This window comes from Salinibacter grassmerensis, from assembly GCF_947077765.1.
Lineage (GTDB): Bacteria > Bacteroidota > Rhodothermia > Rhodothermales > Salinibacteraceae > Salinibacter > Salinibacter grassmerensis.
The window spans coordinates 580,442-605,083 of record NZ_CAMTTF010000002.1 but is presented as its reverse complement, the minus strand read 5'-3'; the positions used below and the strand labels follow the sequence as shown (position 1 = coordinate 605,083).

22 protein-coding genes and 1 other RNA gene are annotated in these 24,642 nt (G+C 65.0%); 11 read left to right on the top strand and 12 right to left on the bottom strand.

Annotated features, from left to right (window positions below; genetic code table 11):
- Positions 1–71: 71 nt before the first annotated feature.
- Positions 72–499, top strand: an RNA gene (gene rnpB, locus OJB03_RS06675) — RNase P RNA component class A.
- A 141-nt stretch (positions 500–640) separates the two neighbouring features.
- On the opposite strand, the gene secG is transcribed toward rnpB, so the two are convergent.
- From secG to OJB03_RS06655, 4 genes are all read right to left on the bottom strand, one after another.
- Positions 641–1,027 (bottom strand): preprotein translocase subunit SecG, encoded by a 387-nt coding sequence (gene secG, locus OJB03_RS06670; RefSeq protein WP_263786122.1) that lies wholly within the window; start codon positions 1,025–1,027, stop codon positions 641–643.
- A gap of 70 nt (positions 1,028–1,097) precedes the next feature.
- Positions 1,098–1,655 carry an NUDIX domain-containing protein gene (locus OJB03_RS06665; protein WP_263786121.1) on the bottom strand — a complete coding sequence of 186 codons (558 nt, stop codon included), beginning with the start codon at positions 1,653–1,655 and terminating at the stop codon, positions 1,098–1,100.
- A gap of 159 nt (positions 1,656–1,814) precedes the next feature.
- Positions 1,815–2,573 carry an RsmE family RNA methyltransferase gene (locus tag OJB03_RS06660; protein ID WP_263786120.1) on the bottom strand — a complete coding sequence of 253 codons (759 nt, stop codon included), beginning with the start codon at positions 2,571–2,573 and terminating at the stop codon, positions 1,815–1,817.
- A gap of 105 nt (positions 2,574–2,678) precedes the next feature.
- Positions 2,679–4,508 carry a BamA/OMP85 family outer membrane protein gene (locus tag OJB03_RS06655; RefSeq protein ID WP_263786119.1) on the bottom strand — a complete coding sequence of 610 codons (1,830 nt, stop codon included), beginning with the start codon at positions 4,506–4,508 and terminating at the stop codon, positions 2,679–2,681.
- Here OJB03_RS06655 and OJB03_RS06650 point away from each other — a divergent pair.
- Together OJB03_RS06650 and mutY are read left to right on the top strand one after the other, a co-directional pair.
- On the top strand, positions 4,507–4,893 hold the full coding sequence (locus tag OJB03_RS06650; RefSeq protein ID WP_263786118.1) for a hypothetical protein: 387 nt from the start codon (positions 4,507–4,509) through the stop codon (positions 4,891–4,893). The two genes, OJB03_RS06655 and OJB03_RS06650, sit on opposite strands and share 2 nt — an antisense overlap.
- 122 nt (positions 4,894–5,015) lie before the next feature.
- A complete protein-coding gene (mutY, locus tag OJB03_RS06645) occupies positions 5,016–6,080 on the top strand; it encodes an A/G-specific adenine glycosylase (RefSeq protein ID WP_263786117.1) in 1,065 nt (354 codons plus the stop codon).
- A gap of 11 nt (positions 6,081–6,091) precedes the next feature.
- On the opposite strand, the gene OJB03_RS06640 is transcribed toward mutY, so the two are convergent.
- Both OJB03_RS06640 and OJB03_RS06635 read right to left on the bottom strand, forming a co-directional pair.
- Positions 6,092–6,613 (bottom strand): hypothetical protein, encoded by a 522-nt coding sequence (locus OJB03_RS06640; RefSeq protein WP_263786116.1) that lies wholly within the window; start codon positions 6,611–6,613, stop codon positions 6,092–6,094.
- Positions 6,614–6,733: 120 nt separating this feature from the next.
- Entirely contained in the window at positions 6,734–7,213 is a 480-nt protein-coding gene (locus tag OJB03_RS06635; protein ID WP_263786115.1) for a DUF2085 domain-containing protein, read from the bottom strand.
- A gap of 293 nt (positions 7,214–7,506) precedes the next feature.
- On the opposite strand from OJB03_RS06635, the gene groES reads away from it, so the two are divergent.
- Both groES and groL read left to right on the top strand, forming a co-directional pair.
- The gene (gene groES, locus OJB03_RS06630) at positions 7,507–7,797 is read left to right on the top strand and encodes a co-chaperone GroES (protein ID WP_263786114.1); all 291 of its coding nucleotides are present in this window, start codon (positions 7,507–7,509) and stop codon (positions 7,795–7,797) included.
- A 95-nt stretch (positions 7,798–7,892) separates the two neighbouring features.
- Positions 7,893–9,581 carry a chaperonin GroEL gene (groL, locus tag OJB03_RS06625; RefSeq protein ID WP_263786113.1) on the top strand — a complete coding sequence of 563 codons (1,689 nt, stop codon included), beginning with the start codon at positions 7,893–7,895 and terminating at the stop codon, positions 9,579–9,581.
- A gap of 150 nt (positions 9,582–9,731) precedes the next feature.
- Here the strand turns inward: groL and OJB03_RS06620 are convergent, their stop codons facing one another.
- Positions 9,732–12,482, bottom strand: coding sequence for a bifunctional acetate--CoA ligase family protein/GNAT family N-acetyltransferase (locus tag OJB03_RS06620; protein ID WP_263786112.1), 2,751 nt, complete (start codon positions 12,480–12,482; stop codon positions 9,732–9,734).
- Positions 12,483–12,765: 283 nt separating this feature from the next.
- Between OJB03_RS06620 and OJB03_RS06615 the strand changes: the two genes are divergently transcribed.
- Entirely contained in the window at positions 12,766–12,978 is a 213-nt protein-coding gene (locus OJB03_RS06615) for a hypothetical protein (protein ID WP_263786111.1), read from the top strand.
- A 187-nt stretch (positions 12,979–13,165) separates the two neighbouring features.
- On the opposite strand, the gene OJB03_RS06610 is transcribed toward OJB03_RS06615, so the two are convergent.
- From OJB03_RS06610 to rlmN, 3 genes are all read right to left on the bottom strand, one after another.
- Positions 13,166–14,851 (bottom strand): ATP-binding protein, encoded by a 1,686-nt coding sequence (locus OJB03_RS06610; RefSeq protein WP_263786110.1) that lies wholly within the window; start codon positions 14,849–14,851, stop codon positions 13,166–13,168.
- A 113-nt stretch (positions 14,852–14,964) separates the two neighbouring features.
- Complete coding sequence (locus OJB03_RS06605; protein ID WP_263786109.1) at positions 14,965–15,207, bottom strand: hypothetical protein; 243 nt, start codon at positions 15,205–15,207, stop codon at positions 14,965–14,967.
- A gap of 127 nt (positions 15,208–15,334) precedes the next feature.
- Positions 15,335–16,441, bottom strand: coding sequence for a dual-specificity RNA methyltransferase RlmN (gene rlmN / locus OJB03_RS06600; RefSeq protein WP_263786108.1), 1,107 nt, complete (start codon positions 16,439–16,441; stop codon positions 15,335–15,337).
- A gap of 182 nt (positions 16,442–16,623) precedes the next feature.
- On the opposite strand from rlmN, the gene hisD reads away from it, so the two are divergent.
- From hisD to OJB03_RS06575, 5 genes are all read left to right on the top strand, one after another.
- A complete protein-coding gene (gene hisD / locus OJB03_RS06595; RefSeq protein WP_263786107.1) occupies positions 16,624–17,931 on the top strand; it encodes a histidinol dehydrogenase in 1,308 nt (435 codons plus the stop codon).
- Positions 17,932–18,012: 81 nt separating this feature from the next.
- Positions 18,013–19,137, top strand: coding sequence for a histidinol-phosphate transaminase (hisC, locus tag OJB03_RS06590; RefSeq protein WP_263786106.1), 1,125 nt, complete (start codon positions 18,013–18,015; stop codon positions 19,135–19,137).
- 81 nt (positions 19,138–19,218) lie between these two features.
- Complete coding sequence (locus tag OJB03_RS06585; RefSeq protein ID WP_263786105.1) at positions 19,219–19,821, top strand: bifunctional nuclease family protein; 603 nt, start codon at positions 19,219–19,221, stop codon at positions 19,819–19,821.
- Between the two features lie 169 nt (positions 19,822–19,990).
- Positions 19,991–21,634, top strand: coding sequence for a bacillithiol biosynthesis cysteine-adding enzyme BshC (gene bshC, locus OJB03_RS06580; RefSeq protein WP_263786104.1), 1,644 nt, complete (start codon positions 19,991–19,993; stop codon positions 21,632–21,634).
- Between the two features lie 62 nt (positions 21,635–21,696).
- A complete protein-coding gene (locus OJB03_RS06575; protein WP_263786103.1) occupies positions 21,697–22,362 on the top strand; it encodes an HD domain-containing protein in 666 nt (221 codons plus the stop codon).
- 48 nt (positions 22,363–22,410) lie between these two features.
- Here the strand turns inward: OJB03_RS06575 and OJB03_RS06570 are convergent, their stop codons facing one another.
- Both OJB03_RS06570 and OJB03_RS06565 read right to left on the bottom strand, forming a co-directional pair.
- On the bottom strand, positions 22,411–23,280 hold the full coding sequence (locus tag OJB03_RS06570) for a purine-nucleoside phosphorylase (RefSeq protein ID WP_263786102.1): 870 nt from the start codon (positions 23,278–23,280) through the stop codon (positions 22,411–22,413).
- A 93-nt stretch (positions 23,281–23,373) separates the two neighbouring features.
- Positions 23,374–24,615: an AI-2E family transporter gene (locus OJB03_RS06565; protein ID WP_263786101.1), complete on the bottom strand. Its 1,242-nt coding sequence runs from the start codon at positions 24,613–24,615 to the stop codon at positions 23,374–23,376.
- Positions 24,616–24,642: the final 27 nt, after the last annotated feature.

Genomic DNA, 24,642 nt, shown 5'->3' with positions numbered 1-24,642 from the left:
GCTTTTTTGCGTGCCCCTAGCCGCAGGCACAAGCAGGACCTTTTTTCCACCGGCACGGTACATAAGAGGGACGTGCAAATCGGACCATCGCTCCGTCGCATCCCGTCTGTACGCAGTCGGGTCGGCGGTGAGGAAAGTCCGAACACCACAGGGCACCGTACTTCCTAACGGGAAGGCGTGCCGAGCATCCTCGGCGCGACGGCTTGTGCAACAGAGAGCAGTCCCGCCCCGACAGCCGTCGGGGTAAGGGGTGCAAGGGTGCGGTAAGAGCGCACCGGCGTTCCGGGCGACCGGGGCGGCCCGGCAAACCCTACGGGGTGTAAGGCCAAGTAGCACCGGCCCCGGTGATCATCTGGGGAAAGGCTGCCCGCCTTTTCGGTGCAGGTAGGCCGCTCGAGACGATCGGCGACGGTCGTCCCAGATAGATGATGGTCCCTTCGTCGTCCGGCGCGGCGCCGGGGCGAACGGACCAAATTCGGCTTACAGATTTGCATGATCCGCCCGAATACGAGCGGCAGTCCCGAGCCGGGGCTGCCGCTTTTTTGCGTTTCTCCGCCAGAAAAAGAAATGGCGAGATGCCTGAAAAGCACCTCGCCATCTGCGCTACGCAACTCTGTGGGGCGCCGCTGAGCGCCTACCCCTAGTTTCCGCCGCCTCCACTCGGGCCGCTCCCACTCGGGCCGCTCCCTCCACCCTGGCCGGGAAGCGGGGCGGCGCCATTCCCCTGACCCGGAGGCGTCTGTCCCTGCTGAGACGGGTTGTCCTGAGCCCGCTGCTGGATGACACTTTCCTGCTCCCCCGTGTCGATAAAGAAGTTGGTGATGACGCACAGGGAGATAAACACCGCCGCGAGGGTCCATGTCGCTTTCTCAAGCATGTCGGGAGCTTGTCGCGTGCCGAGCACCTGGCGGGTGGCGCCGCCGGAGGCGATGCCCGAGAGGCCCTGCCCCTGGCCGCTCTGCATGAGGATCACCAGGACGAGAACAGCCGCAATGAGGGCGATGAGGACGACCATGAATGAAAACATGTCAACCCGTCCGCTTTGTCAGAGAGAAGTCGATGGCGGAAGTGCTTATATATTTCAACAACGGTCTACGCTACGGGGCCGCGGATGATTCGTTCAGGTGCGCCGCGGCGTAGACGAGTGCAGTGACCGTCTTCATGTCTTGAAGGTCTCCGCTGCGGGCCCGGGCCAGTGCCTCTTCGAGGCCCATCTCGACGACTTCCACAAACTCCCCATCTGCAAGGGCCTGCGTCCCGCGGTCCAGGTCGTGCGCGGTAAACACGTGGATCTGCTCGTTGCTGTAGCCAATGCACGGATAGGCCGCCCCGACGTGCTCGAACCGTCCCGCCTGCCACCCTGTCTCCTCCTCCAGTTCTCGCGCCGCCACGTCTACGGGGGCCTCGCTCGGTTCGTCAATCTTGCCGGCCGGCACCTCCAGGAAAGCACGTCGGGGCGGGTAGCGAAACTGGCGCACCAGGAGCGTTCGCCCATCCTCGAACACCGGGACGATGGCCGACGCACCCGGGTGGTCGATCCACTCGCGAACCGACGTCTGCTCGTTGGGCAGACGCACCTCGTCGCGGAACGCCTTCAGTAGCACCCCGTCAACGAGTTGCTCGGAGGAGAGTCGGCGTTCGGTAAGATCACTCATCGGATGTGCAGCGTGGGGACAGGAGCAGCCGTGTGCCTATTGAAGTTGTTGAAGTTGGCGTACGGTGATGAGTTGCCTGCCTCCTCAGTGTCCAAGGCAACTGCGAAATTTACTCGGGGTACGAGCCATTGAGTGCCGTGCTCCTCGCCGCCCCGTTTTTCATCCGTTTTGCCCGTGCGGTCTCGGGGCTGCTTCTACTTCGCCCGGGTGTGCCCCAACCACAGACTGCAACACTGCGAGCCCCGCCGTCTCCGCCCGGAGCCGGCGCGCCCCGAGCGACACCGGCGTGGCCGCTGCCTCGACGGCCGCCTCAACCTCCGATGGCGTGAAGCCCCCCTCGGGGCCCACGAGTACGAGGGCCGACGTGGCCGGTCGCGTGTCCGTAACCGCCTGCTGGACCGGAACGGATTTCTCCCCCGCATGACACACGAGCCGCATCTCCTCCGCCTCCTCGGTGAGTAGGGACCCGATCGACTGCGGGGCCGCGAGGGCCGGAAGATAGCTGCGGCGACACTGCTTCATCGCGGCCACCATGACGTTCCGGAGCCGCTCGTCCCGGATCGACTCGCGCTCCGTACGCCGTGTCCGCAGCGGCACGATGCGCCGGGCCCCCAGCTCCACCGCCTTCTCCACGAACGTCTCGAAGCGCGACCGCTTCTTCAAAATACCCAGGCACACCGTCACGTCGATCGTGGGTTCGCCGACGTTTTCCCGTTGCTCCGTGATTGTCCCCACCACTTGGTCGGGCCCCACGTGATCGATCCGTGCACGATACCAGCCGCCGTCTCCGTCGACCACGGTCATTTTATCGCCCTCTCCGCCTCGCAGCACGGTTCGCAGGTGCCGCGCCTCCTCTTCCGGCAGCACGACGCGGCTGGCCCGAATGGCGGAGGGCGGGGCGTAGAAGTTCGTGGTCATCGCGGGTGCGGGTGCTACCGGAGTGGTGACTCTGTGCTGCCCCAACGAATGCAGTGCATCGAAAAACGGTCCGTTGGCAAGCCCCATTGCTCAGAATGGCAACTCTCAGAGCCCAACAGAAAGCCCAAGGTGCACACGCCCGTTGGCCGGACTCTGCACCTGCGGGTTGAGCGCATAGCTGGCCGAGATGCGCCCGAGGGCCGTCTGCAGGCGCATCCCGAGGCCGTAGCCAGGGTGCCAGCCCCGCGTGGCCGTCGTGGCGCCCAGTTCGGGACGCACGACGTATCCGAGGTCGAAGAAGGCGTGGGCGTACGAGGCCCGGTCGAGTTGCAGGCGGTACTCGACGAGGCCCCGTGCCGCAATATTCCCCACGAACCGGTCCTCGTCGTAGCCCCGGAGCGACGTGGCCCCGCCGAGCCGGAACAGGTCACTCCGATCGTAGTCTCGGCTAAGGAGCACGGAGCCGTCGCCCCCTGCGACAACGACCTGCCGGTCGAAGAGCGGAAGGTACATCCGCACGCGCCCCTGGAGGCGCTCCTGCCGAAAAGAGTCGGAACCCTGGGTCGTGTCGCCAGAGGCCACAACGCGGCGGAACTGGCGCTCCTTGCGGCCCTGCGAAAGCTGGACGTTAAGGGAGACGCCGCGCCGCGGATTTCGGGAACGGTCGAGCTGTCGGTAACGCACGCCCACACCGTAGAACAAGGTCGTGGCCCGAGGGATCGACTGGCGGGGGCCGCGAACCTGCGTCCCGGCGGGGCCGGGGCGCACCGCCTCGCGGCTGAGGGTGGCCGTCAGTTCCAGTCCGTTGCCCAGCCGGTACCCTCCCTCAAGCTCGTAGATCCGCTCCCCGTACGTTGAGTCCCGCTGCTCTCCCCGAAACCGGCCGGACACCCGCACCGGACGCCCGAACAGGTACGGATCCGCGACGGAGACATCGACAACACTCGCCTGTCCGGGCCGCCGGTCGAGGGCAAATTCGGCCCGTCGTCCCCCACCGAACAGGTGCTTCAGGACCAGATGCCCACTGCCGACGAGCTGTCCCGAATTGCGGGTCGGGGATGGGGGCAGGTAGCCAAGCACGGCGTCGAACGCTCCCGGGGGGGCTTCCTCAATCGGGATGCGGAGAACGGCGCCCCCGTCGTTCGCAACTCGCAGTTGGGGCGCTCCCACCGTCCGGAAAAGATCGTGCTCTCGGAGGCGACGCTGGATGGCGTCCGGGTCATAGCCGCGCAGGGATTCGTCCTTCTCCAGCCCCGCCAGGTACGCCAGAAGCTCCGGGGTGGCCCGAGCGTCGTTTGATGCCTCAACACGCCGGAGCCACAGCGCAGGCCCCTCGTCGATCTGAAGAGTAACTCGGATGGTGGCCGTCCCGGCCGCAGAGGGCGTCGTCTCCACCACACGAATCTGGGCGAGCGGGCGGCCGGCCTCCTCATATCGATCAAGAAGCCGTTGAATGTCTGCCTCCAACTGGCCAGGCCGGAGCGGAGCACCTTCTTCGGTCTCCATGAGCATGCGCAATTCGGGCGCCGGCACGGCGCTGTCCCCTCGGAGACGAAGGGCTCCCACCCGCACCCGCGGCCCACGGCGGGCATAGAATCGGACATCGGGCCCGGCGCTGCTCGTGTCGACGGACACCGAATCGAGCGTAGCGTAGTAGTGTCCCGTCCGACGGAGGTGGCGCAGCACACGCTGGCCGACCGCACGCACCCGGTTGGGCGATGCAGTCGCAACCGTGTCCGGCCACTCCACGCGCTCTCCGTCTAGCACCAGCCGCCACTGCTCCACTCGCGTGTCGGGGCTGGACACCGATGACTGGGCGCGCACGGCCCGCTGCCCGCCGATGCACAACAGTCCCCCCAGGACGAGCAACACCGTCCCGACGGTCGGGTATATGACGTGTCGCCGGTGACTGCTCACTGTGAGGTTTTGAATCATGACGCTCCTGCGTCGCGCCTTCCTCCCCGCTCTCGCGGCCGGCCTGCTGGGCGTGATGGGATTCCAGACTGACTCGCCACCAACACCTTTTGAATCCGGCGGCAGTTCACGGGTTGCATCGGTTCTCTTTCGTCCGCCCGACACGGTGCGCGCATCAGCCGACGCAGGCACACCGCTCATCCTTACGCTCCCGGAGTCCCTGAGCGGGCGCTCGGTGACCCATTACGCGCTCCTCCGCGGCCCTGCTCTGAGCGGCGTCGCCGGCCGCTCCTTCACCTGGATCCCGAAGGGTGCCGCTCCCGGCGTACACCGCGCCCTTCTTCGGGCCGAATCCGAAGACGCCCCGCCCGACACTCTCGTCGTCCAAATCCGTTTTCGGCCATAGGTCTACCCCTCAGGTCCGAGCTCCCACCCAACCGTTCTCTCGCATACGCTGCCTCCCACGTTCCCATTCCTACACTTCCCCTGTCCCCCACCGACCGCCAGCGCCAGGCCTTCCGGACCGACTTGCTCGACTGGTACGACGAGCACAAGCGGTCGATGCCCTGGCGCGAGGCGGACGACCCGTACCGCATTTGGGTCTCGGAGATCATGCTCCAACAGACGCGAGTCGACACTGTGCGCGACTACTATCATCGCTTCCTGGAGACCTTCCCCACGGTTGAGGCCCTCGCGAGCGCCGACCGCGACGCCGTCCTCAAACACTGGGAGGGCCTCGGGTTCTATGCCCGGGCCCGCCACCTCCACGAGGCGGCCCAACGCGTCGTCGACGAGCACGACGGCGCCGTCCCCGACACGATGGACGCCATCAAGGACCTGAAGGGCGTGGGTCCGTATACCGCCGCCGCGGTGCTCTCGATCGCGCACCGGAAGTCCCACGCCGTCCTCGACGGCAACGTGACGCGCGTGCTGAGCCGCGTATTTGCGGTGGACGAGGACGCCACCACGAGCTCCGCCGAAGGGCACCTCCGCGACCTCGCCAACGAACTCCTCCTCCCCGACCGCCCCGGCGACTTTAACCAGGCCATGATGGAGCTCGGCGCGCTCGTCTGCACCCCCAGCACGCCCCACTGCGACCGATGCCCAATCAGCGCAGTGTGCCGCGCCCACGACGCCGGAACGGAGGAAGACTACCCCATCACCCCCGAGTCGGAACCAGTGCCCCACGAAGACATCGCCGTGGGCCTCGTGTTCGACGATGACGACCGGCTCCTCATTCAGCGCCGCCCCGACGAGGGACTGCTCGGCGGGCTCTGGGAATTTCCAGGCGGGAAGCAGGAGGGCGACGAGTCGATGGAGGCGGCGTGTCGGCGGGAGGTGCAGGAGGAGCTCGGCGTCGGAATGCGAGACGTGGAGCCCTTCTACACCCTCTCCCACGCCTATTCCCATTTTAAAATCACCCTTCATGCCTTCCGCGGCCGACTCGACGACGGCCCGCCCGAAGCCCGAGAGGACCAGCCGTTTCGGTGGGTCACGGTCGACGAACTGGACGATCACGCTTTTCCCCGGGCCAACCGGCGGTTGATCGAGGAGCTGGAGCGGCGTCAGACCGAGCCTTCGCTCTTCGACTGAGCGGAACGAGCCTACTCGTCAATCACCTCGGCCTCCACGGCCTGCTCCATTCCCGACCCGCCAGCGTCATCTTCGCCAAAGAAGGCAGTGCCGAGAGCACCTCCGATCGCCCCGAAGATGGCGTAGAGGACGATGCTAAAGCCGAGACCAACGAGAAACATCATGATCCCCCCTCCTTCGCTCTGAAACTGCTGCATCATCTCGGGGGACATGCCCTGCTGACCCTCCATCCTCTGCATAAACTGCTTCATTGCGTCTCGCGAAATGGAGTCCGAGTCGAGGCCAAGTGGGCGGAGCATCGCGTCGAAGATGGAGCCAAGGATTGCCCCGCCGGCGCCGGCGAGTGCACCAACCACGGCACCCTCGCCGGCCTCGATGGCCTGATCGGTGCGGCTCGTGAATTGCTGCGTCGCGACGATTCCTCCCACGATGACGCCGAGGCAACAGATCGTATTGATAAAGTTCAGATAGGACGTACTGAGAATGCCGGTGACGACGGCGCCGACCAGGATGGACTGCTGTCGGGGAGTCATGGATGTGCGGAAGACGTGTTGTGCGGATGAACGAGCGGAGCCCTGCGAAGACATTGCATGCCCCGGAGAAAGGTCGCACGAAATTAAGCATGAGCACCGTCAACCGAAAGGGAAGCGTGCCTACTCGGGACCACCCATGCCGGAGGCCCGTGCCTTGCGGTGGAGAAGTCGAGCCGTGACGTAACTGGCCGCTACACTTCCGAAGAGAAGCCCAGTCAGAATGCGGCTCTCGGGTCCGTTCCCCCAGAGATGCAACAGGGGCCCGGCCCAGTCGAGTCCCATCGGGACGAGCGCCCCGAGCAGTGCGTACCGGCCGTACGATCCGAGCGTGGCCCACAGGTTGGCCCCCCAACCCGTCCCCGCCACGCCCACGACCAGCCCAACGTAAATTCCACTGCAGCGGTCACAAAGTGCCACCGGGACGCCCCTGAAGTGAAGCGAACGCCCCGGCAATTGGTGACATACCGGTGCGAAACCCTCCCGCACCACGGCCTGGAGCGACGCCGGCAGGATCGGGGGAAGCATTGCCAGGGCGAAGACCCCGCTCGTGATCGCCAGCAGGCCGTACCAGACGAGGCGTACGCTGCGTCCGTTCATCATGTGTCGGGAGGAGATTGGCATCACTTCTAGCCAGACGGGTTGAACCAGACAGAGGTCAGGGCCCAAGCCTGTTTCGGCCCACACATCGAGACTGCCTCACCGTTCCCGAACACCGGCGAGACACGATACGAAGCGTCGCTAGAGGATCTTCACCCTGAGTCTCGCGGCAATCGGGAACAGAGAACGGACCCTGATGTTCTTTAGCGTGGAGTTGTTATCACTCGCTATCGGTGAGTGATAACAGTCTCTGACGCCTCATCCACATATCCCTCACAAGGCATTCCGAACAGATCATGACGAGCATCAAACCTCTCGGCGACCGCGTCGTCGTCCGGCCGAAACCGGCCGAAGAGAAGACCGAAAGCGGTCTTTATATTCCGGAATCGGCGAAGGAGAAGCCCCAAGAGGGAACGGTCGTCGCGACCGGTCCGGGCCGCGTCGAAGATGGCACCCGGATCGAGATGACGGTGGAGGAGGACGATGATGTCCTCTACGGCAAGTACGCCGGCACTGAGGTGACGCTCGACGGTGATGAGTATCTCATCATGCGCGAGAGCGACATCTTCGGCGTCGTTGAAGGGTAACGACCCGGCCGTCCCCGTGGCGCTCGGCGCCGCGGTTGTACGACCGACTCCCACTCCCGAACGAATTCCCCGAACGAAACCCTTTACACGCAACCATGGCGAAGCAGATTAAATTCGACTCTGAAGCGCGAAACGCTCTTCAGGAGGGCGTCGACCAGATAGCGAGAGCTGTCAAGGTCACGCTCGGCCCGAAGGGTCGGAACGTCGTGCTTGAGAAATCCTTTGGCGCCCCGACGATTACGAAGGACGGCGTCACAGTCGCAAAAGAAATTGAACTGGAGGAGCGCCTTCCCAACATCGGCGCCCAGGTGCTGAAGGAAGCCGCCTCGAAGACCAACGACGACGCTGGCGACGGCACGACGACGGCAACCGTGCTGGCCCAGTCCGTCATCAACGCCGGTATGAAGAGCGTCACGTCCGGCGCCAACCCGATGGACGTGAAGCGTGGCATTACCGCGGCGGCCGAAGAGGTCGTGGAGCACCTTCGCAACCAGAGCGACCCGGTCGAGGGCAAGGACCGCATCTCACAGGTCGCTACGATCTCGGCCAACAACGACGACGCGATTGGCGACCTTATCGCCGACGCGTTTGAGCGTGTTGGGCAGGACGGTGTGATTACCGTTGAGGAGGCCCGCGGCATCGAGACGTACCTCGACGTGGTCGAGGGCATGCAGTTCGACCGTGGCTACCTCTCCCCGTACTTCGTGACCGACTCGGAGGAGATGGAGGCGGTGCTTGAGGATGCATACATCCTCATCTACGACGACGAGATCGGCAACATGCAGGACCTGCTGCCGATCCTCGAGAAGGTCAGCCAGACGAACAACCCGCTGCTGATCATCGCCGAGGACGTGGAGGGGGAGGCCCTGGCCACGCTCGTGGTGAACAAGATGCGCGGCACGTTGAAGGTGTCTGCCGTGAAGGCGCCTGGATTCGGCGATCGCCGTCAGTCGATGCTCGAAGACATCGCTGTTCTGACCGGCGGCACGGTCATTAGCGAGGAGAAGGGCTACCGCCTCGAGAACGCCACGCTCGACTACCTCGGGCAGGCCAACCGCGTCACCATCGATCAGGACAACACCACGATCGTTGGCGGCGAAGGCTCCGAAGAGGAGATCGAGGCCCGGGTCAACCAGATCCGGCAGCAGATCTCCAACTCCACCTCCGACTACGATCAGGAGAAGCTGCAGGAGCGTCTCGCGAAGCTCGCCGGCGGTGTGGCGGTGCTGAACGTGGGCGCCGCAACCGAGCCGGAGATGAAGGCCCAGAAGGCACTCGTAGAGGACGCACTCAGCGCAACCCGCGCGGCCGTCGACGAAGGCGTGCTTCCGGGTGGCGGTGTCGCGTACCTCCGTGCCCTTGAGTCCATCGAAGAGGTTGAGGTTGAGAACGAGGACCAGGAGATCGGCGTCTCGATTGTGCGTGAGGCCCTTGAGGCCCCGCTGCGCCAGATCGCCGAGAACACGGGTCATGAAGGCTCGATCGTTGTCCAGAAGGTAAAGGAGGGCGACGACGACTTTGGCTTCAACGCTCGCACCGAGGAGTACGGTGATCTCCTCGACGAGGGCGTGCTTGACCCGACGAAGGTCACGCGCTCCGCGCTCGAGAACGCTGCGTCCGTGGGTGGCATTCTGCTGACCACCGAGGCCGCGGTCGCCGACCTCGAAGATGAGGACGACGACGACGGCGGTGGCGGCGGCGGTGCCGGCGGCGGCATGCCTGCTGGCGGTGCCGGAGGCATGGGCGGCATGGGTGGCATGGGCGGCATGGGTGGCATGATGTAACACCCCTGCACGCTCGCGCCCACTCGGCGCGCGCTTGCAACCGAAAACCAAAAGGCTGCTCCTTCCCGGTTTGGGAAGGGGCAGCCTTTTTTATTTGTCGCCTCCAATAATCGCCCAAGTGTTCTGCTCCATCGTCACCAGGAGCTGCCGTCAGAGGGTCTTTACGGCCTGTACCATCTCTCGCCCGTCACCCCGCACGACTTCGAACCCGAGCTTCTCGCAGACCCGCTGCATGGCGTGGTTCTGCTGCAGGATGTCGGCCGTGATGCGGTCCAGCCCCTCATTTTCGCCCACCTCCACGAGGCGGCGCAGCAGCTCAGTGCCGATGCCCTCGCCCTGGTACTCGTCAATCACGAGCATCGCAAACTCCGCCTCGTTGCGCCCGGGCTGCTGGGTGAGGCGCCCCACTCCAATGATTCGATTCTCCCCGTCGTCCGTGGGGCGCTCGGCGACTAGCGCCATCTCGCGGTCGTAGTCGATGAAGCAGATGCGGGCGAGTCGATCATGGGCCACCCGCTGCTCCAGCTTCATCAGGTTGGCATAGCGCAGGTACACGCTCCGCTCGGACAGGCGCTCGTGGAAGGTAACCAGCTTGGGCTCATCCTCGGGCCGGATGGGACGAATGGTCACCTCTTCGCTGTCGGCCATCGCGTGCGTGCCAACATACTGCCGCGGGTAGGGCCGGATCGCGGGTGTCGGCAGCTCGTCGTCGTCTTTCGTGTACGGGTGCAGTACCACCCGGGCGTCAAGGGCCAGAAGACCATCGTCGCCCGGCCGGGCCAGTAGGGGGTTGACGTCGATCTCTTTCACGCGCGGCTGCTCCACCACTAGCTGGCTGAACCGCACCAACAGCGTCTCCAGCGCGTCGAGGTCCACCGGCTCACGCCCCCGTACGCCCTGGAGGGCCTCGTAGATCTGGGTCTGCTCCATCATGCGGCGGGCCAGGGTGCGGTTGAGCGGGGGCAGGCCGAGGGCGCGGTCCTGATAGACCTCCACCAGCTGCCCCCCGGAGCCGAAGAGCAGCACGGGCCCGAACTGCTCGTCCATGCTGCTGCCGATGATGAGCTCATACCCGTCGCTCCGGTCGATCATGGGCTGCACCGTCACCCCGTCGAACCCCTCCGCCACGTTATTCTCGACCTCGGCGAAGGCAGACTCGACGTCCGCGTCGCTCGTGAGGCCCAGGTGCACGCCCCCCACGTCCGACTTGTGCGTGATGGAGGTGGAGTGGAGCTTCACCACCACCGGGTACCCAATCTCCCGCGCCGCCGCAACCGCCTCCTCGGCGGTCTCCGCCACCGGCGACTCGACAGTGGGGATGCCGTAGGCCGAGAGCAGCTCCTTGGACGCGTGCTCGGTCATCAGCACGCGACCGGACTCGTGGGTGTCCTGCACGATGCCGGCGGCCGCCTCGCGGTCGGGGAGGCCCGGCTCGTCCTCCGGCAGGCTCGGCGTCTCGTAGAGGGCGCGCAGGTTGTAGCTGTAGCGCCACATGTGATTGAACACACGCGCCGCGGTGTCCGGATACGCAAAGGTGGGCAGGCCGGACTTGTTGAGAATGCTTTCACCGGAGGCCACCGCGTCGCCCCCCATCCAGCTGGCCAGGATGGGCTTGTCGTTGTCGCGGGCGTAGGGCCGAAGATGCTCGGCCGTTTTCGTGGGCTCGGTCATGGCCTGGGGCGTCAGGACGACCAGCAGCCCGTCACTGTTTTCGTCGTTGGCCGCCACCTCCAGGGACTCCGCGTAGCGCTCCGGATCGGCGTCCCCCAGAATGTCGACGGGATTGCCATGGCTCCACGCCCCCGGCAGGATGTCATCGAAGTCGTCCATTGCGTCCCCGGAGATCGGCGTCAGCTCACCGCCGCCCCCGATCAGGGCGTCGGTCGCCAGCACACCGGGCCCACCTGCATTCGTGAGGATGGTGAGGTTGCGCCCCTCCGGCCGGGGCTGCTTGCTAAGCACCTCGGCCATGTAAAAGAGGTCGTTGATGTCGTCGACCCGCAGCACGCCGCTGCGACGGAAGGCCGCATTTAACACAGCGTCGCTGCCGGTGAGGGTGCCGGTGTGGGACGCCGCCGCCTCGGCCGCCGCGTCGGTGCGCCCCGCCTTGATGACGATGATGGGCTTGCTCTGTGCCACGTCCCGCGCCGCCGAGAGGAACGACCGTGCGTTCCCGATGGACTCCATGTAGAGCACGATGCTCTCGGTCTTCGGGTCGTCGCCTAGGTACTCAATCATGTCGCCCCAGTCGACGTCGAGCATCGACCCGATGGAGACGAACGAGCTAAAGCCCACGTTCTCGCGGAAGCTCCAGTCGAGAATCGAGGTGAGGAGCGCGCCACTCTGACTCACGAACGCCACGTCGCCCTCGTTGGCCATCGACCCGGCAAAGGTCGCATTCAGGCCGTTGGGCGGCCGCATGACCCCGAGGCAATTGGGCCCGACGATGCGGATGCCGTGCCGCCGAGCAATCTCTTTGATCTCGCGCTCGAGCTCGGCCCCCTCCTCTCCCACTTCCCGAAATCCGGCGGACACGATGACGAGCCCCTCGACGCCTGCGTCCCCACACTGCTCCACGATGTCAGGCACGGTCGGCGCGGGGGTGGCAACGACGGCCAGATCCACGTCCGCTTCCACCTCCGCGACGCCCTCATACGCCTCAATGCCGAGCACACTGTCTCGCTTCGGGTTAACCGGAAAAACAGTGCCCCCAAACGGATTGCTCACGAGGTTCCAGAGCAGGGTCCGCCCTACACTGCCGGGCGATTCACTCGCTCCGATCACCGCCACGTTTTTCGGTTCGAAAATGGCGTCGAGCGGCTGCCGGCGGGAGCCGATCAGGTCGTACGACGGGTCGCTGGTGGGGGTGGCGCCGGGGGAGACCTCAGACGAGTCGGGCATGGGACGAGGGGCATCGTTGGGTGAGACATTCTCCCACGTTGGGAAGACTGACACTACCGAACGTACGAGCACGACCCGGTCGTTTCAAACCAGGATGTGCGCCCGGCTCGATTTTGCCCAAACTCTGCATCCCGACCGGTCCCTCCCTGCTCGTTCAGCATGTCTCATCCGACCCTCACGGTCTTGGCACACTGTTTGATGCAAATTAATTGTAGAACAAGTTTTCTGTAAAACGCTACCCCTGGTGCCTTTTCGTTCCTTCTGACCTGCCCCTTTTCTCGCCATGAACGACCGTCTGCCATCCCTGCCCATTGAGGCTCGAGAGCGGAATCCATACCGCAGCCTCTACGCCGCCCTTCTGTTGCAGAACGTTCAGGATGCGATCAACGACGCCCTCTCCGACGGAGATTCGCAGGACCCTGGAGACGGCGGGGTTCCGCCCCGCCCCCACCTTCGTCCCTCCGGCACATCGTTCACGGCGGTGACGCAGGCGTAGACCTGTTCGACGGCGGTCCGGACCCGGGACACACATCGCGCCTTTTCTCCATTCGACTGCCACTCGTCAGGGAGCACATCGCCTCCCTGACGCTTTTCGGGGCCCACCGTGGGCGTCATCTCCAACGCGTGGCGTGCGGACGCGGTGTCGGTGGTATGGCGCAGAGCCCAAGCCGGTGAGGTGGGATTTAGTAAAACAGGTCTTCCATTTCTTCATCCGGGTCGGCCGCCCCGTCGACGCTGCTCGCTGCGGGGTGGCTGCGGAGCGCGTCGTAGAAGTCCTGGTCGTATGTTCGCGTCTTGACGACGATCGGCATGGGCACCGCGTGCCCCAACAGGAGAGCCTGCTGCTTGGCGTCGAGCGAAGCGAGGATTTCGCGGAGGGACGACGCATCGCTCGTGCCCACGAGGGCCGCGCCAATGTCCTTGTCGTCGCTCAGTTTGGCAACCATCTTGGTGCCAATTTGGCTGAGCACCTCTTCGTCGATCGCGCTGGGCCGCTGGTCCACCACCAGCAGGCTCACGAAGAACTTCCGCATCTCGCGCGCAATCTTGCCGAACGGCGTCTCGTGCGCAATGTCCGGCGAGAGGAATTTGTGCGCCTCCTCGATCGTGATCATGAGGGGCTGCGGCTTGTCCCCCTCGTTCTGCGTCTGGCGGTAGCGATTTGTTTTCTCCTCGTAGGCCCGCCGGATGCGGCGCGTGAGGGCGTTGGCGACCAGCAGATAGACGCGCAGATCGTCGTACTGCCCAAACTCGAGAACCACCGACGTGCCCGAATCTAGAGTTTCGAGAAGGGCATCGAGGACATCGTAGTCTTCCGGCGAGGGCTCGGTGGTGAAGAAGTCATACTCCTGGAAGGGCGCGAGTTTGCGCCGCAGCGCCTCAATCGAGCTTTTGTGAGCGCCGGTCTCGTCGGCCAGCTGCTCGAAGTCGTCGCCGCTCTGCGCCTCCAGAAGTGTCGTGAGCCACCGGTCGCCGTACTGATTTTTGAGGAGATAGCTGCTCTCGGCGGCGGTGGCGTTGAGGTTAAGGGTATCGCGCAGCGGCAGGATGTCGGCTGGCTGAATCTGATCGGCGTGCAGGTGCACCTCGTAGTCCGGCGTGTGCCCCCGCTGGCGGGTGGTGGAGGGGTCAAGTGAGAAGAGGCTCACTTTACTCGGGAAAAGATCGCGCAGTCCTTTTACGAACTGTCCTTGTCCGTCCGCCCCCTCCGCCTGACTGCCGTAGCCGTACTCGGAGTGCATATCGAACACCAGGTTGACGGCCCGCCCCGTCACGATCGTTCCCGCCAGCAGCAACCGCGTGAGGAAGGTCTTTCCGGTGCCCGTCTTGCCGAAGATGGCATTCGAGCGCTCAGCAAACTTTGCGAGGTCGATGCACACCGGGGTCTCCTCCATCCCGATGGGGTGGCCCACGTGAAAGTACGTGTCGCCCCCTTCCCACGTCTCGTCCCCGAAGACGCGGGCCACGTCGTCGGCCTCCGCCGGCGCCACCGGCGAGAAGTGCGTGGGGATGGTTTTCACCGACGCCGGTTCCTCGTCCGTCAGCTCCGGATGGTCGGTATTCGGCATCATGAGCATCGGCTTCAGCTGCACGGTCACGTAGGTGCCAGACCCCTGCATCACCTCGCGCAGCAGGTCGTCGGACGGGCCGGGCGGGTTAAGCAGAATCTGCTCGTTGGCCGCCTCAATCTCGATGTCCGTGATCATGCAGAAGAAGTCGTGCTTCGCCCCCTGAATCACGACGAACGTTCCGGCCACCACGTCCTCCACGGACTCCGCCGAGTCGAGCTTCATTTCGATGCCCTCATTCAGCGACCCGTGCGTGATGACGCCGAGCTGATCAGATCGAAAGCCCGTTTCTTCAAACATGGGCGGTGGCGGAATCAATGGATGATTGTTCGGAGGGCGGGTCTCCCCCACAGATCGGTCCGTCGCGAAGCAGCGTCTCCGTCGCGGGACGTGTCTCTTCCCCACGGTCTAGCTCACTTTCGCTTTTCCGCGGGGACGGGGTCTTGGGAATCGGGGCGGTCTGTGGCCCGGCGGGTGAGGAAGAGGCCGAGGGCCACGAGCAGGATTTCCCCGACGAGCCCGAACAGGAAGCGGCGCGTCATGCTCTTCAGCACACGCGGCAAGAGTCGGACGGCGGCGTAGAAGCCGAGGATGCCGAGGAGCCCCTGGACGAGACGGGTGAGCCAGTCGGGGGCATCAGAAGAGGAATAGGCCATAATCAGAGACAGGCATAAGCAAACGGATGATTGGTGCACGCCCGCCGACGGCAATCAGAGCACGAGGGGCGCGCGCCTGTCGTCGGGATACAGACTCATCCGGGGACGATTCTCTTCCTCGTTCCCCTTACGCGTCCTCTTCATTGGCGAGCTGCCCGCACGCAGCGTCGATGTCCTGCCCTCGGCTGCGCCGCACCGTCACGGTCACGCCCTCCTGCACCAGCACCTGCACGAACCGGTCGAGCTGCTCCTCGGAGGTGCGCTCGAAGTTGAGGCCCTCGACCGGGTTGTACATGAGCAGGTTCACCTTGCTCGGGGCCCAGCGCGTAATTTCGGCGAGGTTTCGCGCGTCCTCCTCACTGTCGTTTACGCCCCTGAAGAGGCAGTACTCGTACGTGATCTGGCGACCAGTCGTCTCAGAGTAGTACTGGAGCGCCTCCTTCAACGCCGGGAGGCTTGTCTTCTCCGCCTCGTTCACCGGCATGATGGTGCTGCGCGTTTCGTTGTCCGGCGCGTGCAGGGAGACGGCTAGGTTGGTGCGCAGCTGGTCGTCGGCCAGGTCCTTGATGCGGCGCGCGAGGCCGACGGTGGACACTGTAATCTTCTGGGCCGAGAGGTTGAGGCTGTCCTCGTCGGTCAGAATGGAAATGCTGTCGAGCACCGCGTCGTAGTTGAGGAGCGGCTCTCCCATCCCCATGAATACGATGTTGGTCACGGGCCGCCCGAAGCGTTCGTGGGCGACCTCGTTCATGTGCCACACCTGGTCGAAGATGGCCCCGGGCGTGAGGTTCTCGCGGAAGCCCATCAGGCCGGTGGCGCAGAACTCGCACCCCATCGCGCAGCCGACCTCGCTCGACACACACACCGTGAGGCGCCGCGCCTCGCCCCGCTCGTCGATGGCAGGGATGAGCACCGTCTCGGCCTCCCGCCCCGAGGGCAGCTCGAAGAGGGCCTTCACGGTCTGATCGGCCGCCTGCTGCTGCTCCACGATCTCAATGTCTTCGACCGTCGCGTCTCGCTGCAGGCCGCGGCGCATCCGCTTGGGGAGGTTCGACATCCGCTCGAAGTCGGAGACCCCCTTCCCGTAGATCCAGTTGAAGAGCTGGTCGCCGCGGTAGGGAGGCACGCCGTGGTCGGCCACGAAGTCCTTCAGCCCCGCACGGCCCATCGTCTTGAGGTCCACGCGGTCTTCGGCGGTGCCAACGGTATGGGAGGCAGTTTTAACATCGGGCATATCACACTGGCAAACGCTGCGCGTGCACCGGACGTTTCGGTTCCGCTGGGGCATTGACTCCCCCTCGATGCATGCCTCCGCTGCGGGCGTTCCAACCTTTCAACGTCCGCCCCAAAACATTCCCCCGGTTCGAAAATAGATCTATCCGTCCTATCTCGTTTACTTCGTGCATCTCCACGTCTATGATTCCCCTAATCACGCCCGACGACACCGCTCGCCTCGACGCCATCGTGAGCCGGGGCGGCACCTTCAGCGACGCGGTGGACGCCACCGTCGAGGACATCCTGGCGCGGATTCGTGCGGAGGGCGACGACGCGCTCATCGAGCTGACCGAAAAGTACGACGGGGTGCGCCCCGACCCGGTCAAGGTTCCGGCCTCGGTGCTCGACGGTGCGGTCGACGCGCTCGACGACGACCTGCGCGACGCGCTTGAGGAGGCCGCGGCCAACATTCGCCACTTCCACGACAAGCAGCTGGACGAGTCCTGGTTCACCGACGACGGGGACGGGGTGATCTTGGGACAGCGTGTGGTGCCGATGGAGCGGGCCGGGCTGTACGTGCCGGGCGGCACGGCCTTCTATCCGTCGAGTCTGCTCATGAATGCACTCCCTGCACAGGTCGCGGGCGTCAACGAGATCCACCTCGTCTCCCCCCCGCAGGACGATGGGCGGCCTCACCCGCTCGTCCTCGCCACCGCCGCCCTTCTCGGCCTGGACCACATCTACGCCGTTGGAGGCGCACAGGCCGTCGGGGCACTCGCGTACGGGACCAAGTCGGTGCCGGCGGTCGACACGATCGTGGGCCCGGGCAACGCGTACGTGGCCGCCGCGAAAAAGAAGGTGTTTGGGCGCGTAGGGATCGACTCGGTGGCCGGCCCCAGTGAGATCGGCGTGCTGGCCGACGCCACGGCCGACCCGGAATTCGTGGCCGCCGACCTGCTCTCCCAGGCCGAGCACGACGAGCGGGCCTCCGCAGTCCTCATCACGCCCCACCGGCCCCTGGCCGAGGCGGTGCAGGACCACGTAGAGGCGATGGTGCCCGGCCTCCACCGCGCCGACGTGATTGAGCAGGCCCTGACCGACTACGGGGCGTGCGTCGTGCCCGACACGATGGACGCGGCCATTGACCTGATGAACGACCTCGCCGTGGAGCACCTGGAGCTGCACGTGGACGACCCCTGGCAGACCATGACCCACATCCGCCACGCCGGGGCCATTTTTCTGGGCGAGTACTCGTCCGAGCCCGTGGGCGACTATTTTGCGGGACCCAACCACGTGCTGCCCACGGGCGGCACGGCCCGCCATGCTTCCGCCCTTGGGGTCGACGACTTCGTGCGCACGCAGTCCGTCCTTTCCTACACCAAGGACCGACTGGACGAGACCGGACCGAAGATCGCGACCATCGCGGAGGCCGAAGACCTGCAGGCCCACGCCGAGGCGATCCGGGCACGGCTCGATCGCAACGACGGATCGGGTTCGAAAAAGCCGTGACCCCGGAGACATTGTGTTCGCCCGCTGGTACCTTTCGTGTACACTACTCGACTTTTCCCTTCGATACGCCCCGCCGGGCCCATGGCCGTTGACACCGACTCTCCCCCTCTCGACGACGTGCTCCAACACATCCGGCCCGCCGTGCGGGAACGGAGCGAGTACATTGTGGACATGCCGGAGGGGATTGACGTAAAGCTCAACCAGAATGAGAGCCCGTTCGACCTGCCGGAGGGCCTCAAGCAGGAGCTCCTGGACGCGCACGCGCAGGTAGAGATGAACCGGTATCCCTCTGAACAGCCGGAGGAGCTGCGCCACGCGCTCGCCGAGTACGACGGCGTCGATCCCGATCAGGTTCTCATCGGCAACGGCTCCAACGAAATCACCTACACCTTCGGCCTCGCCTTCCTGGACCCGGGCGACCCGGTGGTTTTGCCCCGTCCGATGTTCTCTCTCTACGAGAAGGTGATGCGCCTGCAGGAGGCCGACCTTACCATCGTGCCGCCCCAGGACGACTTCGGGTTCGACACGGACGCCCTCGCCACGGCCGCGGCAGAGACCGACGCCGTTCTGACGATTCTCACCACCCCCAACAACCCCACGGGGCTGGCCATGACGCTCGACGAGCTTGAGCGGGTCGTCACGGCAAGCTCCGGGTTCGTGGTGATCGACGAGGCGTACGTCGAGTTCAACCCAGAAGGCACCGCCATCGAACTACTCGAGCGGCACCCCAACGTGCTGATTCTCCGCACCCTCTCGAAGGGGTTCGGGTTGGCGGGCGCGCGCCTCGGGTATCTTCTCGCCCATCCCACCGTAGTGACGGAGCTCATGAAGGCGCGTCTGCCCTTCATGGTGGATCGGTTTGCCGAGCAGACGGCCCTGGCGGTGCTCCGGCGGCCAGACTTGATTGAGGATCGCGTGTCGCGCATCGAGGCCTCGATTACGATGCTCACCGAGGCCCTGCAGGCCATGGACACGGTCGAGGTGGTGCCGTCACAGGCGAATTTTGTCGTCTTCACCACTCCGGTGCCGGCCGACACGCTGCAGGATCGCCTGGCAGACCGCGGCGTTCTCGTCCGCAACATGGGCGGGTATCCGGAGCTGGAGGGGTATCTGCGCGTCAGTGCAGGGACCGAGGAGGAGAACAACGCGTTTCTGGACGCGTTGGATGTCTCGCTTAAAGAGGTGGGTGCTGTATCTGGAAAGTAACTTCGTTCTGCTGGTCGACGAGAAGGACCGCCGCTTCACTCTCGGGCATTGAGCACTTTCTCTGAATTCACTGAGCTCGCGATGGATTTTACTCGGGTAGATATCATTGGTCTCTCCACGAGCCCTTCCAGCGGAGGGGCCTATGCGCTCGTGCTCGGAGAGGTTGAGGGCAACCGCCGTCTGCCAATCATCATTGGTGCGTTTGAGGCCCAGGCGATCGCACTGGAGCTGGAGAAGATTCAGCCGCCGCGCCCCATGACACACGACCTGCTGCGCGACACGTTTGAGGCTGTAGACGTAGACGTGGACGAGGTCGTGATCGACGAACTTCGCGAAGGCACCTTCTTCGCCAAGATCCGATACCGCCACGACGGAGAAGAACACCAGCTTGACTCCCGCCCCAGCGACGCCGTGGCGCTCGCCGTGCGCGTAGACGCACCCATTTTCGTCGCCCCCGCGGTACTGGACGAGGCCGGCATCGTCGCCGAAGACGAGTCGGACATTTCTTCGCTCGCCGAGCAGGCCGAAGAGACATCTGCTTCGGAGGAGGAAGAGGGGACTGAACTCGAACAGATGCAGAAACAGCTTGAGGAGGCCGTGAAGGAGGAGGACTACGAACGGGCCGCCGAGCTCCGCGACGAAATCCAGCGCCTGGAGCAGGAGCAGCAGCAGAATCAGAACTAGCGGCTCTTGATCGGACTCTCGATCCTGGCGAAGCCTTGCGGGACTCGTGCCCGCGGCTTCGCCTTTTTTATTGTCCGTTGCCGTCTGTCTCGGGGTTCCCCAAATCACCGCGACGGTCCCATACCCCCAACGGGCTGCCTCACTCTTTCCACCACTTCCTACTGCCCGCATGACGTCCCTCACCGAGAGCGCTGCGCACCGCACCTCGCCCGCTGCCCTCGGCGCCTTCCCCGACCTATTCATCGACTACTGCACCGATTTCGACGCGGTGGCGGACTTTTATCCGGGCGACTGGCAATCCCGAACGGCCCGCCAGGCGGCGGCCACGACGGCGGCCGAGCGCCCTGCCGACCGCGACGTGCTCGCCGACACGCTGCTCGACCAGAACGAGCGCTGGGGCCTCGACGAAAGCACCCGCTCCCACATCGAGACCCTGCGGGACCCGGACAGCATCGCCGTGGTGACGGGCCAGCAGGTGGGGCTGTTTACGGGGCCGCTCTACACCATCTACAAAACCATCACTACGCTCCAGTTGATTGAGGAGTGGGCCGACCAGACGGGGCGCCCCGTCGTCCCGGTCTTCTGGGTGGAGGGCGAAGACCACGACTTTGAGGAGATTGCCACGGCGCACGTCCTCCGGCGCAACAAGGTTGATCCCCTCTCCTACCAACCCGACATAGACGCCAATCCCGGCGCGGTCGGGCGACTCGCCCTGACCGACGAGGTTCACGAGGTGGTCGACCAGCTCGATGAGGCCCTGCCGCCCTCCGACTTCAAGCCGGCCGTGATGGAGCATGTGCGGGCCGCCTACAGGCCCGGCACCCGCCTCGAGGATGCCTTCACCCGGCTGATCTGCTCCTTCTTCGAGGACGACGGGCTCGTGTTCATGAATCCCGACGATGCACGCCTCAAGGCGCTGACTCGCCCCCTCTTCCGTCGCGAACTGGAAGACCCGCAGGCCTCCGTCGCCCAGGTGGACGCGGCCAGCCGGGCGCTCCAGGATCGGGGCTACCACGCACAGGTCAACGCCCGCCCGACCAACCTCTTCTGGCTCGGCGACGACAGCCGCTGGGCAATCGACCTAGAGGACGAAAACACCTTTCGGCTCCGCGGCACGGACCGGACATTCTCGCGCTCCGAGCTGATTAGTCGTCTGGACGAGACGCCCGAACGCTTCAGTCCCAACGTCGTCCTGCGTCCGCTGATGCAGGACCACCTCTTGCCCACCGCCGCGTACGTTGCGGGTCCGGGCGAGGTGTCCTACTTCGCTCAGTACGGCGGGGTCTACGAGTGGGCGGACCTCGACATGCCCCTCATTCACCCGCGGGCGAGCGTGTCCCTGGTAGAGGGCAAGGTGCAGAAGGTCCTCGACAAGTACGGCCTGTCGGTGTCGGACTTCCACGACGACCTGGAGCCGCTCTTTCAGGACGTGGTCATCGACACGATGGAGGTCGACGTGGACGCCCTCTTCTCGGAGGCCCTGCCACAGCTTCACCAGACCCTCAATGCCCTAAAGCCCGAAGTGGAGGCTGTGGACCGGACGCTCGGCGCCTCGACCGAGGCGGCACGGTCGGCAATCATGGACGAGATGGAGTCGCTGAAGCAAAAGGTCGTCCGGGCCGAGAAACGCCAGCAGGATGAGGTTCGGTCGCAGCTCAAAAAGGCCCACACGAACCTCCGTCCAAACGGGGCGCTTCAGGAACGCACGATCAACGTGCTGTACTACCTCAACAAGTACAGTCCCACCTTGCTCGACGACCTGCGGCACGCGCTTCATACCGACACCTCTGCCCATCAGGTCGTGGAACTGTAGAGGACTTAGCGTCCATCGCGGACGTCCGTCGACTACATCAAAAATGCCCGCTGAGCCCTGTCATGGAGGACAGCCCGTCCCCAGAGGTTCTCTTCAGCCCGCTCATCGAACACGCCATCGAGCTCTCAGCCCAGTGGCACGACGGCACCTACCGAAAGGGCGTCTGGCGCGAGCCAGCGTTCGAGGTGCCCGAGGGCGAGGACATTCAAATCCCCGTCATTGCGCACCTCGCTGCCGTGGCCTCGATTGTGCGCCGGGCGGGATGGGGCGAAGCGACCGTGGCCGCCGCCTACCTGCACGACGCAATTGAGGATATGAACCAGCACGGCCAGCGGCTGCGCCGCAAGCAGCTTCGTGACGCCGTGGGGGCGGACGTCGCCCGGCTCGTGGTTCAGGTCTCCGAGCAGAAGCTGGACGACGACGGGCAGATGCGGCCCTGGCGCACCCGCAAGGAAGACTATCTCGATGGCATCCGCACGGGCCGCCCAGAGGCCGCCGCCATCAGCCTGGCCGACAAGATCCACAACCTGTGGTCCATCACGCAGAGCCTGGAGGCGGACGAGGATATCTTCTCGGCCCTCAGCGGCGACGCCGAGGCACAACAGTGGTTTCACGCGGCCGTCCTGGAGGCGTCTACCCACCACGACGATCCACGCCTCCCGGCAATGCGTGAACGGCTTCAGACGGAGCTCGATCGGTACGAGGCAGCCCTCCGCCCCCCAGCATAAGAGGCGGTTCCAATTCGGGCAAGCGGGACGCCAGCCATGGGGACGTCTCTACACATCTGCCACGCGCACGATGCCCCGGACCAGTTTCATGAGATCCCCTCGCACGCGCTCACTGACCTCCAGCACCTCGTCGTGGTCGAGCGCCCCGGCGGCCAGGCCCGCGGCCGGGTTCGTGATCGTCGACAGGCCGAGGACCGTCATCCCCAGCTGGTGCGCCTGAATCACCTCCGGCACCGTGCTCATCCCCACTGCGTCGGCGCCTAGGTGCTCCAGCGCCCGCACCTCCGCCTTCGTCTCGTAGCTCGGCCCCAGGGTCCAGGCGTAAGTGCCTCGCCGCGCATCCAGTTCCAGATCGAGGGCCACTTTCTCGGCCCGGTTTGTCCACCCCTGGTCGTAGAAGGGAACCCGATCCTCCTCCGGTCGCTGACGTGCCGGCGCCGCCCCTGCCCCGACCCCCGGACTGGCGAACGCCATGTTGAGGTGGCCCGTGATGAACATGAGCGTGCCTGGGTCGAAGGTGCGGTTGATGCCGCCGGCCGAGTTGGTGACGAGCATGCGATCGGCCCCCAGGGCGTGCACGAGCCGCACCGGCATCGCGATCTGCTGCACCGGGTACCCCTCGTAGAGGTGCACCCGCCCCTGTACAAAGACCACGCGGGTATCCTCCAGGGCCCCAAACACGAGTGTCCCGCTGTGCCCCTCTACGGTCGACTCGGGGTAGCCCGGAATCTCGGCGGCGGGCACGACCGTCGTCTCGTCCGCCGCCTCCGCCAGGCGCCCGAGCCCCGATCCCAAAATAAGCGCCATCTCGGGGGCCCAGCCGACGTGCTCCCGGACGGCCGCCACCGCAGCATCAAGGTCTTCGTCGTCGTACACAGCGGGATCAGAGCGCGTGGGCACGGCGGTCGAGCGGGGCATAACGGAAGCGGTGAGTGGGGAGGAAGGGAAAAGCGAGAGTCCGAAAAACGTCTCGGGGGAATCTTCGATCCTCGACAGGCCGTCTCGGGAGATCTACCCCGCCCGCAGAATCCGGTAGTTGCGAAGACTCCAGAGCAGTTGCCCCACAATCACGCGCAGCGTCGTGGTCAGGGGAATCGCCATCAGCATCCCCAGGATGCCCCCCAACTGGGCGCCCGCCAGCACCACGAAGAGAATGACGAGCGGATGGGTCTGTGCGGCCCGCGAGAAGATGAGGGGCTGGAGCAGTACGTTGTCGGCCAGTTGCGTGAGGGCCATGGCGAGGGCCACCCCTGGCACCAATGACACGTCCCCCGTCTGGGCGATGCCCACGAGCGTGCCCGCCAGGAAGCCCAGAAAAGGCCCAAAGTACGGGATCGTGTTGGCCAGGCCGGTAAAGATCCCGATGGCGATGGCGCCCCGCAGGCCCACAATCCACAGGAGCGTGGACGCGATGACCGCGATGGTCGTCCCCTGCACGAGCAGGGCCCGGAAGTAGCGGCCAATATTTAGCTCCACCTTCGCAAGGATGGATAGCGTTACTTCGAAATACCGGTTGGGCACGAGGTGCAGGAGGCTCCGCCGGATCCTGAGCTCGTCTTTGAGCAGGAAAAACGTGACGAAGGGCACGATAACGACGGCGTACACGATGTTCGTGAAGACGCTCACGACGGAGCTCACCGTCTCGGCCACCTGTTGGCCCTCCACCAGATCCCCCCGCATGAGCGACTCGGCCGCCTGGCGGACATTCTCCTCTAGGACGCCTTGCTCCAGCGGAATGACGCCCTGGACCTGCGCCTGGATGAGGTTGGCGACGTACGCGGCCGTGTCGACGGTAATAAGTTGCGACAAGTCCTGGACCTGGCGCGTGATGAATGGCACCACCGACGTCACGACCACCACGATCACCCCCAGAAAGACCGCAAACGCCACCAGGATGGCCGGGACTCGCCCAATGCCAAGCCCTTGAATGTAGTCGACAGGGGGCCGGAGCAAGTATGCGAGTAGGCCCCCGACAATCAGATACAACACAATGCCGGCAAAGTACCACAGCGTCCACCCGACGGACACGACAGCCGCGGCCCCGAGCAGAAAGCGAACGACCCGGTCGAACGTGAATGTGCTGGGGGATCCATCGGGGAGACGGGGCATCTGCTCCCGGGCCTGGTTCCGCCGAGGGGCCGTGCTCGTCCGGTTCTGGAGTGCCGGCGCCTTCTCCGAGGGCGACGGGTCTCCGTCGTCGGGGGCCGGGGGCTCGCCGGGACTGGAGGAAGACGGATCGGAGCCGTCGGGCATGCGGACGATCGTGACGGATGAAAGGGG